Source organism: Rhodopseudomonas sp. (assembly GCF_048594845.1).
Taxonomy (GTDB): Bacteria; Pseudomonadota; Alphaproteobacteria; order Rhizobiales; family Xanthobacteraceae; genus Rhodopseudomonas.
Window position 1 is genome coordinate 1 of record NZ_JBMDXE010000006.1, and the last position, 9,270, is coordinate 9,270.

Sequence of the window (9,270 nt, forward strand, 5' to 3'; positions counted from 1 at the left end):
GGCGCCCGGCTCGAAGGTGTTCTGCCGCATCCTGTACGATTGCGCCGGCGCCGAGTGGCCGCTGTCGCGCAAGTTCGGCTGCGATCCGGAGATGGCGGTGGACGTGCTCGACAACGCCAAGCGTCTCGGCCTGGAAGCCTACGGCATCTCGTTCCATGTCGGCTCGCAGCAGCGCAAGGTGAAGGCGTGGGACCGTGCGCTGGCGATGGCTGCGCAGGTGTTCCGCGACTGCGCCGAGCGCGGCATCACGCTCTCGATGGTCAACATGGGTGGTGGCTTCCCGACCAAGTATCTGAAGGAAGTCCCGCCGGTGGTGCAGTACGGCCGCTCGATCTTCCGGGCGCTGCGCAAGCACTTCGGCAACCAGATCCCGGAGACCATCATCGAGCCGGGCCGCGGCATGGTCGGCAACGCCGGCGTGATCGAGACCGAAGTCGTGCTGATCTCGAAGAAGAGCGACGAGGACGATGTGCGCTGGGTCTATCTCGACATCGGCAAGTTCGGCGGTCTCGCCGAGACGATGGACGAGTCGATCCGCTACGCCATCAAGTCGCGCCACGACGGCGCCGAGATGACGCCCTGCGTGCTCGCCGGCCCGACCTGCGATTCGGCCGACGTGCTGTACGAGAAGATGCCGTACCCGCTGCCGGTGACGCTCGAGATCGGCGACAAGCTGCTGATCGAAGGCACCGGCGCGTATACGTCGACCTACTCGTCGGTGGCCTTCAACGGCTTCCCGCCGCTGCGGACCTACCACATCTGAGGACCGCTCCTCCGCGCCGCGGAGGTCGGATACCAGGGTGAGTTGGCGGCTCATGTCGCCCTCACCCGGCTCTCTTCCGCGAGCGGGAGAGGGAGCAGAAGAATTGAGGCCGGCTTGCCGGCCTCTCCCTGTCACATCGCTGTTTGCTGACAACATGCTGCCGGCGCGGTTCGCCGGACAGCGTGGGGATCGACGTGCCATGACGAACGCACTCGCCACCTTGACTGCCTTGAACGTCGCAGCCGTTCCGTTCGCGATCCGTGCGGAAAAGAGCTCCGACATTGCCGCGCGTGAGCGCCTGCTGGATGCGTGCTTCGGCGAAGGCCGACATGCGCGCACCTGCCAGCGTTTGCGTGATGGACGCGCGCCCGCGGAAGGCCTGGCCTTCTCCGCGGTCCGTCAAGGCCGCCTGGTCGGCACCGTTCGGCTCTGGCATGTCGACGCAGGGGGCCGGGCCGCACTCGTGCTCGGCCCCCTCGCCGTCGATCCGTCGTGCCGCGAGCTCGGCGTCGGCGGCGCGCTGATGCGCGCGGCGCTGGCCGAAGCCGCCGCCCGCGGCCACGGCGCGGTGATCCTGCTCGGGGATGCGCCGTACTACGCGCGGTTCGGCTTCACGGGTGATAAGATGGCGGGACTGGCTCTGCCGGGCCCGTTCGAGCGCGACCGGCTGCTCGGCCTCGAACTGCGCGAGGGTGCGCTCGACGACGCCGCGGGCCTGATCGTCCCCACCGGTGCTGCCGCCAAGCCGGCGCGCGCCGAGCGGGTGCGTCTTCGTCGCGCGGCCTGAGGAGGGACAGATGCTTTCGCTACGCTTTCCCCGTCCGACTCATCGCGTCTTTGCGCCACGTGATCCGGCCAAGCGGCCGCGTATCACGGTGCTGGTGCTCGCCGTGTTCGTGCTCAAGATCGCTGTCGACGCCTGGCGTCGGCGGCGTGCCGAGAATGCCGGGACAACTGCAGCCTAGCCCAATCATGTGTCAGGGCTGAGACAGCCCGGCTTTGATTGAACCGGCCTTGATTTGCACGACCAGACGCGGCATTGGCTGCCGATCTCCCCTCAGTTTCAGGATTGTTTCGATGTCGCGTCGCCTGATTTCCACCGGATCGCCGTTCGAGAAGACCGCGGGCTACAGCCGCGCCGTGGTCGACGGCGATTTCGTCTTCGTATCCGGCACCACCGGCTACGACTACACCACCATGACGCTGCCCGAGGACGTCACGTCGCAAACCCGCAACTGCTTCAAGACGATCGGCGCGGCGCTGAAGGAAGCCGGCTTCGCGATGGAAGACATCGTCCGCGCCACCTACTACATCACCGATCCGAAGGATGCCGATGCGGTGTTCGCGGTGTGCGGCGAGAACCTCGCCGAGATCCGCCCGGCCGCGACGATCGTGGCGGTCGCCGGCCTGTACAAGCCGGAAATGAAGATCGAGATCGAAGTCACCGCCAAGCGCCGCAGCTAAGTCCTACTCATTGCACGACAATCGGCTCCCCGTTGACTTTGCGGCGGGGAGCCCCCAGGTTTCAGCCACCATGACGAACTTGCCCCGCAACCGTTTGACGCTGCGCGCTGGTCGCCTTCAAGCAGGAAGGTGACCCGGACGCGCGCGTGCGCGATCCGGGCAACTGCAATTTCGTCGCTCTCTCCGATCCCATCCATTTTTGTCTGACACCATCCCGAGATGCCGGCGCTTGCGCGTCCGGCATGACAGGAGCCGTAACATCATGATCCAATCTCTTGCCGTTCGCCGTCCCCCGATCACGCTGCGCCACTGCGACGCCGAGCGCCTCGGCCATCTCGCCGAGGCCGCCGCGCAGCGCTATCCGACCACCGCGGAGTTTCTCGCCGGCGAGGTCGCGCGCGCCAAGGTTGCGCCGGACGCAGCGCCGCTCCCCGGCGTTGTCTGCATGGAATCCGCGCTGAGCTTCCGGGACGACACCACCGGCAAGGAGAAGCAGGTCACGCTGGTGTATCCGCCCGACGCCGATGTCGAGGCTGGCCGCATTTCGGTATTGACCCCGATCGGAGCCGCGCTTATCGGCCTCTCCGTCGGACAATCGATCTCGTTCGAAACGCCGTCGGGCGAGCGGCGCTCGCTGACGGTGCTGAGCGTGTCCGAGCCGAACTGACTGCGCCGATAGCTGCTGCACGAACCGACTGCTGCACGAGGTGACATCCGGATTTCACCCCGCCGTCGTATTCCCATACCGAGCTGACCGCCGATCGCGGCGGTCTTCCGCCGAGCTCTCCGATCTCTTCGCTAACCCCTTCCTCACCCCTTACCCCGGAGTTCATCCCTGATGTCGTCCACTTCGAAGATCCACGCCAAGATCACCGGCCCTATCGTGATGATCGGCTTCGGCTCGATCGGCAAAGGCACGCTGCCTTTGATCGAGCGGCACTTCGAGTACGACAAGAAGCGGTTCGTGATCATCGATCCGCACGAGGATGGTGAGCTCGCCAAGAAGCACGGCGTGCGCTTCATCAAGCAGGGTGTCACCAAGGACAACTACCGCGAGCTGCTGGTGCCGCTGCTGACCGAAGGCGGCGGCCAGGGCTTCTGCGTCAACCTGTCGGTCGACACCTCCTCGGTCGACATCATGACGATGTGCCGTGAGATCGGCGCGCTCTACATCGACACCGTGGTCGAGCCGTGGGCCGGCTTCTACTTCGACAAGAGCGCCGGCCCGGAGAAGCGCACCAACTACGCGCTGCGCGAGACCCTGCTGGCCGCCAAGGCGAAGCAGCCCGGCGGTACTACGGCAGTCTCCACCTGCGGCGCCAACCCCGGCATGGTGTCGTGGTTCGTCAAGCAGGCGCTGGTCGATATCGCGCGCGACACCGGCACCGAGTTCAACGAGCCGAAGAGCCGCGAAGGCTGGGGCCAGCTCGCCCATAAGCTCGGCGTCAAGGGCATCCATATCGCCGAGCGCGACACCCAGCGCGCCAAGACGCCGAAGCCGATGAACGTGTTCGTCAACACCTGGTCGGTCGAAGGCTTCGTCTCCGAAGGCCTGCAGCCGGCCGAACTCGGCTGGGGCACGCATGAGAAGTGGATGCCGGACAACGGCCGCACCCACACCGAAGGCTGCGGCGCCGCCATCTATCTGCTGCAGCCGGGCGCCAACACCCGCGTCCGCACCTGGTGCCCGACGCCGGGCGCGCAATACGGCTTCCTCGTCACCCACAACGAGTCGATTTCGATCGCCGATTACTTCACGGTGCGGGACGGCCAGAACGTGGTGTATCGCCCGACCTGCCACTACGCCTATCACCCGGCCAACGACGCGGTGCTGTCGCTGCACGAAATGTTCGGCGCCACCGGCAAGATGCAGCCGAAGTGGCACATTCTCGACGAGAACGAGATCGTTGACGGCATCGACGAACTCGGCGTGCTGGTCTATGGCCACGCCAAGAATGCCTATTGGTACGGCTCGCAGCTCTCGATCGAAGAGACCCGCGAAGTCTGCCCGTATCAGAACGCCACCGGCATGCAGGTGTCGTCGGCCGTGCTGGCCGGCATGGTGTGGGCGCTGGAGAATCCGGAAGCCGGCATCGTCGAAGCCGACGAGATGGACTACAAGCGCTGCCTCGAAGTGCAACTGCCGTATCTCGGTCCGGTCAAAGGCTACTACACCGACTGGACCCCGCTGACCGACCGCCCCGGCCTGTTCCCGGAGGACATCGACAGCTCGGATCCGTGGCAGTTCCGCAACGTGCTGGTGCGCTGAGGCGCCACCCCGGATCGCAGCGCGCTCCCTCTCCCGCGTGCGGGAGAGGGTTGGGGTGAGGGCGACGCAGGCCCTGACTCAGCGACTCGCTGATAGGAGTGCCCTCACCCGGATCGCTCCGCGATCCGACCTCTCCCGCAAGCGGGAGAGGTGCGCTGCAGCTCGGGGCTGCTTCGCCGACTACAACTGATCACCAAAAAAAGCCGGGCCCGCTGTTGCGAGCCCGGTGAGGCAATCGTCGGTCGTTTCTTGGTGGCGGGTGTTAGCCGCCCTTCGGTTGAATCGGTTCGCCGACTTTCTCGGGCGGTGCCGGCGGCAGGGCCGGCTTGGCGCCGGACTGCACGGCGTCGGCGTCCGGCCGGGCGGGCTGCGGCGGAATGTCGTGCGGGCGGGCGTCTGACTTATTGCTCTCCGGCGACGGCGCGGCCGGCTTGCTTTCTGCGCCGGGGGTGGATTGTGGCGGTTGCGGCGTCGCTTGCGCGAGATGCTGCGGCTCGGCCTGGGCGAACTGCAGGCGGCCGCTGCGGTCGACCTGTGTCAGCGCCATGCCGGAGATCGCGACGCCGGCCGCGATCAGGACTCCGGCCAGCAGCAGATCGCGCTTCAAGCCGTTTTGTTTTTCGATCTGGGTCATTGTCGTCATCCCTTGCACGGCAGGACAACAGGAGCGGCCGGCCATCGTTCCGGGTTCCATCGCCGCAGGCGGGAACGACGGGCCGCTTTTGTCTACAAAGTGAATCAATCTTTAGTGCTGGTTTCCCAGGTGGCGTGCTCGACGCCGGGATGGCGCTCGAGGTCGGCGACCACGGCGTCGAGTTCGTCCGGCTCGATCGACGTGGACACAAGCGTGGCCACGATCTCGACCTTGTCGTCGGCGTGTTCCACGGTCTCGACCTCGACGTCGGCGACCGGATAGTCCGCGGCTTCGAGCCGCTCCTCGAGCTGATCGCGTAGCTTGTCGGCGGAGGCACTGCCTGCCGTGAGACGCACCGAGTAGGTCGCTTCCGAGGTGCGCTCGTCGAACGGGATGCGGTTGATGGCATTGACCAGCGGCCGCAGCAGCGTGTTGCCGGCGATCACGAACACCGTGACGGCCACCGCCTGCGCAGCCAGGTCCGCGCCGGCGCAGGCGCCGACCGCGGCCGAACTCCACAACGTCGCGGCGGTGTTGAGACCGCGGACGTTCATGCCCTCTTTCATGATGACGCCGGCGCCGAGGAAGCCGATGCCCGACACCACATAGGCGATCACCCGGACCGCGCCGTCGGCACCGGCCAGATGCATCGCCAGATCGACGAAGGCGGCGGCGCCGACCGCGACCAGCACGTTGGTGCGGAGGCCCGCCGCGCGCGTGCGATACTGCCGCTCGGCACCGATCAGCATGCCGAGCACGAAGGCGACGGCGAGGCTGACCAGCGTGTCGAAGAAATCGGTCGTCTGGAACGTGGCGAGGAAGCGCATGAGAAACTGCCGGTCTTTGGAACCGGCTTTCTCTTACAGCGGAAGAATGCCCGCCGCACCCTCTTCGTCGGCGAAGGCCAGCAGCGTGCCCTTGGCGTTCCACGCCAGCCCCGCGATCGGCGCCGGGCCGGTCGGGCGAACCAGAATCTCGGCGCCGTCGGTGAGCCGCACCATCAGCACGGTCCCGTTGGAGTAGCCGCAGGCCATGATGTCGTTCTTGGGATGGCAGGCCACCATGCTGACGCGGGCCTGCAGCGGCGCCAGCATCGCCGGCTCCTTGCCCATCGGCCCATCCTTGCTGGCGAACGGCCAGACGATCACCGCGTCAGCGCCGGCGGTCGCGAGGCCCTTGCCGCCGACCGTCCAGGCCATCGAGCGGACGCGGCCCGGATAGCCGGTCATCCGCATGTGCCGCGAATCGGCGAGCCGCCAGCCGTGCAGCGCCGGCTCGTGCATCGCCGTGACCAGGAAGCGGTTGTCCGGACTAAACATCACGCCGAGATGCGAGCCGGCCCATTCCAGGAATTCAGCGTTGGCCGCCATGTTGGGAAACCACAGCGTCACGCCGTTGTAATGCGCGATCGCGAGCCGCATCCCCTTCGGCGCGAACGCGAGTCCGCCGACCGTCGACGGCACCTCGAAGAACTTCTCCTCGGCCTTCGGCGCGCGGACGTAAGCGATCTTGCCGACCGACCACGCCACCGCACCGTCCGGATGCAGCGCCACATTGTCGACCCAACGCCGCTTGGCATCGGTGACCAGCACCTCCGCCTTGCCTGAGGCATCGAGCTGCACGACCTTGCCGTCGTCGCCGCCGGTCACGAGACGCTTGCCGTCGGTGACCGCGCTCAGCACCGCTCCGCCGTGCAGCGCGACCGTCGACGTCTCGCCTGCGAGCGTCGCCATCACGGCGTTCTCCTCGGCGCCGACGAACACCGCGCTGTCGCCGAGAAAGTGCACGGCGGTGATCGCGCCGCCGGTCGCAACGTTCACCACGCGATCAGTGACGGAGGCGATCGAGGCCGCCTCGCCAGAAGCTTCGAACCCGCTCATTGCACGATGCACTTGGCGAAGCCGTCGCGGATCATCTGCTCGGGCAGTTCGCGACCGATGAAGACGACGCGGCTCTGGCGCGGCTCGCCGTCCTTCCACGGGCGCTGGTGATCACCTTCCAGCATCATGTGCACGCCCTGAAACACGTACCGATCGTCGTCACCGGCGAACGCCAGGATGCCCTTGGAGCGCAGGATCTTGCCGCCCTCGGTCTGCACCAGCTGCTGCAGCCACGGCATGAATTTCGACGGGTCGAGCGGCTTGTCGCTCTTCAGCGACAGCGATTGCATGTCCTCGTCGTGATAGTGCTTCAGGCCGTGACCATGGTCGTGGTGATGATGATGGTCGTGCCCGTGGTCGTGATCATGGTGATGATCGTGATCGTCGGCTTCGAGGAATTCCGGCTCGATCTCCAGAATGCGGTCGAGATCGAACGCGCCGCGCTCCAGCACGTCGGCGAGCGCGACCTTGCAGCGCTCGGTCGGATGCAGCTTGGCGTAAGGGTTGATCGCGCGGATCCGCGCCTCGACCTCGAGCAGCTCGGGCTTGCTGACCAGATCGGTCTTGTTCAGCACGATCACGTCGGCGAACGCGATCTGGTTCTTGGCCTCCGGCGCGTCCTTGAGGCGGTCGCTGAGCCATTTGGCGTCGGCGACGGTGACCACCGCGTCGAGCCGCGAGCTCGCCATCACGTCCTCGTCGACGAAGAAGGTCTGGGCGACCGGCGCCGGATCGGCGAGGCCGGTGGTCTCGACGATGATCGCGTCGAACTTGCCCTTGCGCTTCATCAGGCCGCCGAGGATGCGGACCAGGTCGCCGCGCACCGTGCAGCAGACGCAGCCGTTGTTCATCTCGAACACTTCCTCATCGGCGCCGATGATCAGGTCGTTGTCGATGCCGATCTCGCCGAACTCGTTGACGATCACCGCGTACTTCTTGCCGTGGTTCTCCGACAGGATGCGATTGAGCAGTGTCGTCTTGCCGGCACCGAGATAGCCGGTGAGCACGGTGACGGGGATCTTCGAGGTCGAGGCGGTCGTCATCAGGCGGGTGCTCCAGAGCAGGCTCTCACCTCGGGATCGCGCGCGGGCGCGAGCCGCCGAGGATAAGCCGTAAACGCGATTCATCCCGCGAGACACCGCCTGGCGGCGGAGCCCTCAGGATGCGGCGCAGCAAGGCAGCTATTGGCCGAGCGCGCTCGTCAGCGTCCTTATATTGTGCCGGACCATATCAATGTAAGTGGGGGCGTCGCCGTTTTCGGCCGTCAGGCTGTCCGAGTACAGCGTGCCGCCGATCTTGGCCCCGGTCTCGGCGGCGATCCGCTGGATCAGCCGCGGGTCGCTGATGTTCTCCAGAAACACGGCCGGGATCTTGGAGGCGCGGATCTGCTTGATGATCCGGGCGACATCGCGGGCGCTGACCTCGGATTCGGTCGACACGCCCTGCGGTGCAATGAAGCTGATGCCGTAGGCGTCGGCGAAATAGCCGAACGCGTCGTGGGTCGAGATCACCTTGCGGGCGCCCGCCGGGATTTTCGCCACCTGCTCGCGGACCTCGCGATCGAGCGCATCGAGCTTGGCCAGATAGGCTTCGGCATTGGCCCGATAGGTCGCCTCACCGGCCGGATCGGCGGCGATCAGGGCGTCGCGGATGTTGGCGACGTAGATCCTGGCGTTCGGCACCGACTGCCAGGCGTGCGGGTCGGTGTGGTCATCGCCATGGCTGTGGCCGTGGGCGTCGCCGTCATCGTCGGCCTCGCGCGTCTTGATGCCCTTGGTGACGGTGACGATCGTCGCCTTGCCGCCCGAGGACTGCACCAGCCGCGGCAGCCAGCCTTCGAGGCCAAGGCCATTGACGACGACCAGCTTGGCGTCGGCAATCTGCTTGGCGTCGCGCGGCGACGGCGTGTAGACGTGGACGTCGCCGGTCGGCCCGACCAGCGTGGTCCCCGCAACGCGGTGACCGCCGACACTGCGGACGAAATCGCCGAGGATCGAGAAACTGACGACCACGCCGATGCGCTGCGGGGTGCGCTCCTGCGCACACGCGGGCAGCGCCGCAGCCAGCAGCGACAGAACGACGACGGCAATCCGGATCATGGTCTCACGCCTCGAGATGGCGGCCGGTGAACAGTCGATGCACCACGCCGCCGTTCCGGCCGAACAGCAGCGAGGCGAGATACAGCTGTGCCGCGATCAGGATGATCGCCGGCCCCGACGGCACGCGGGTGAGAAACGACAGCACCAGGCCCGCGTAACCG

At 66.6% G+C, this 9,270-nt stretch carries 12 protein-coding genes; 6 read left to right on the forward strand and 6 right to left on the reverse strand.

The genetic code is table 11. From position 1 onward, the window contains the following. The 6 genes from ACOJTD_RS00320 to ACOJTD_RS00345 form a co-directional block, all read left to right on the forward strand. The coding region (locus ACOJTD_RS00320; protein WP_420130958.1) for an ornithine decarboxylase at positions 1-763 on the forward strand (763 nt) is incomplete at its 5' end. A 199-nt stretch (positions 764-962) separates the two neighbouring features. Next, positions 963-1,550, forward strand: a complete 588-nt coding sequence (locus ACOJTD_RS00325) for a GNAT family N-acetyltransferase (RefSeq protein ID WP_420130959.1) — start codon at positions 963-965, stop codon at positions 1,548-1,550. Positions 1,551-1,560: 10 nt separating this feature from the next. Then, entirely contained in the window at positions 1,561-1,728 is a 168-nt protein-coding gene (locus ACOJTD_RS00330; protein ID WP_420130960.1) for a hypothetical protein, read from the forward strand. Positions 1,729-1,840: 112 nt separating this feature from the next. Beyond that, positions 1,841-2,227 carry a RidA family protein gene (locus ACOJTD_RS00335; protein ID WP_054165659.1) on the forward strand — a complete coding sequence of 129 codons (387 nt, stop codon included), beginning with the start codon at positions 1,841-1,843 and terminating at the stop codon, positions 2,225-2,227. Between the two features lie 262 nt (positions 2,228-2,489). Beyond that, positions 2,490-2,894 carry a nucleoside diphosphate kinase regulator gene (gene rnk, locus ACOJTD_RS00340; RefSeq protein ID WP_420130961.1) on the forward strand — a complete coding sequence of 135 codons (405 nt, stop codon included), beginning with the start codon at positions 2,490-2,492 and terminating at the stop codon, positions 2,892-2,894. A 171-nt stretch (positions 2,895-3,065) separates the two neighbouring features. Beyond that, positions 3,066-4,496, forward strand: coding sequence for a homospermidine synthase (locus tag ACOJTD_RS00345; RefSeq protein ID WP_420130962.1), 1,431 nt, complete (start codon positions 3,066-3,068; stop codon positions 4,494-4,496). A 262-nt stretch (positions 4,497-4,758) separates the two neighbouring features. Here the strand turns inward: ACOJTD_RS00345 and ACOJTD_RS00350 are convergent, their stop codons facing one another. The 6 genes from ACOJTD_RS00350 to ACOJTD_RS00375 all read right to left on the reverse strand — a co-directional run. Then, positions 4,759-5,130: a hypothetical protein gene (locus ACOJTD_RS00350; RefSeq protein WP_420130963.1), complete on the reverse strand. Its 372-nt coding sequence runs from the start codon at positions 5,128-5,130 to the stop codon at positions 4,759-4,761. A 104-nt stretch (positions 5,131-5,234) separates the two neighbouring features. Continuing rightward, entirely contained in the window at positions 5,235-5,957 is a 723-nt protein-coding gene (locus ACOJTD_RS00355; RefSeq protein ID WP_420130964.1) for an MgtC/SapB family protein, read from the reverse strand. Between the two features lie 33 nt (positions 5,958-5,990). Next, positions 5,991-7,010, reverse strand: a complete 1,020-nt coding sequence (locus ACOJTD_RS00360) for a WD40 repeat domain-containing protein (RefSeq protein ID WP_420130965.1) — start codon at positions 7,008-7,010, stop codon at positions 5,991-5,993. Next, positions 7,007-8,053: a CobW family GTP-binding protein gene (locus ACOJTD_RS00365; protein WP_420130966.1), complete on the reverse strand. Its 1,047-nt coding sequence runs from the start codon at positions 8,051-8,053 to the stop codon at positions 7,007-7,009. Before ACOJTD_RS00365 ends, ACOJTD_RS00360 begins: the two co-directional genes overlap by 4 nt. Positions 8,054-8,191: 138 nt before the next feature. Next, a complete protein-coding gene (locus ACOJTD_RS00370) occupies positions 8,192-9,109 on the reverse strand; it encodes a metal ABC transporter substrate-binding protein (protein ID WP_420130967.1) in 918 nt (305 codons plus the stop codon). A 4-nt stretch (positions 9,110-9,113) separates the two neighbouring features. Further along, positions 9,114-9,270 (reverse strand): metal ABC transporter permease (locus ACOJTD_RS00375; protein WP_420130968.1); only part of this gene is annotated, 157 nt, incomplete at its 5' end.

Coding starts and splice junctions, on each gene's coding strand:
- ACOJTD_RS00365 (WP_420130966.1), bottom strand. CDS start 8,053: ATGACGACCGCCTCGACCTCGAAGATCCCCGTCACCGTGCTCACCGGC.
- ACOJTD_RS00355 (WP_420130964.1), bottom strand. CDS start 5,957: ATGCGCTTCCTCGCCACGTTCCAGACGACCGATTTCTTCGACACGCTG.
- rnk (WP_420130961.1), top strand. CDS start 2,490: ATGATCCAATCTCTTGCCGTTCGCCGTCCCCCGATCACGCTGCGCCAC.
- ACOJTD_RS00330 (WP_420130960.1), top strand. CDS start 1,561: ATGCTTTCGCTACGCTTTCCCCGTCCGACTCATCGCGTCTTTGCGCCA.
- ACOJTD_RS00370 (WP_420130967.1), bottom strand. CDS start 9,109: ATGATCCGGATTGCCGTCGTCGTTCTGTCGCTGCTGGCTGCGGCGCTG.
- ACOJTD_RS00350 (WP_420130963.1), bottom strand. CDS start 5,130: ATGACCCAGATCGAAAAACAAAACGGCTTGAAGCGCGATCTGCTGCTG.
- ACOJTD_RS00345 (WP_420130962.1), top strand. CDS start 3,066: ATGTCGTCCACTTCGAAGATCCACGCCAAGATCACCGGCCCTATCGTG.
- ACOJTD_RS00335 (WP_054165659.1), top strand. CDS start 1,841: ATGTCGCGTCGCCTGATTTCCACCGGATCGCCGTTCGAGAAGACCGCG.
- ACOJTD_RS00325 (WP_420130959.1), top strand. CDS start 963: ATGACGAACGCACTCGCCACCTTGACTGCCTTGAACGTCGCAGCCGTT.
- ACOJTD_RS00360 (WP_420130965.1), bottom strand. CDS start 7,010: ATGAGCGGGTTCGAAGCTTCTGGCGAGGCGGCCTCGATCGCCTCCGTC.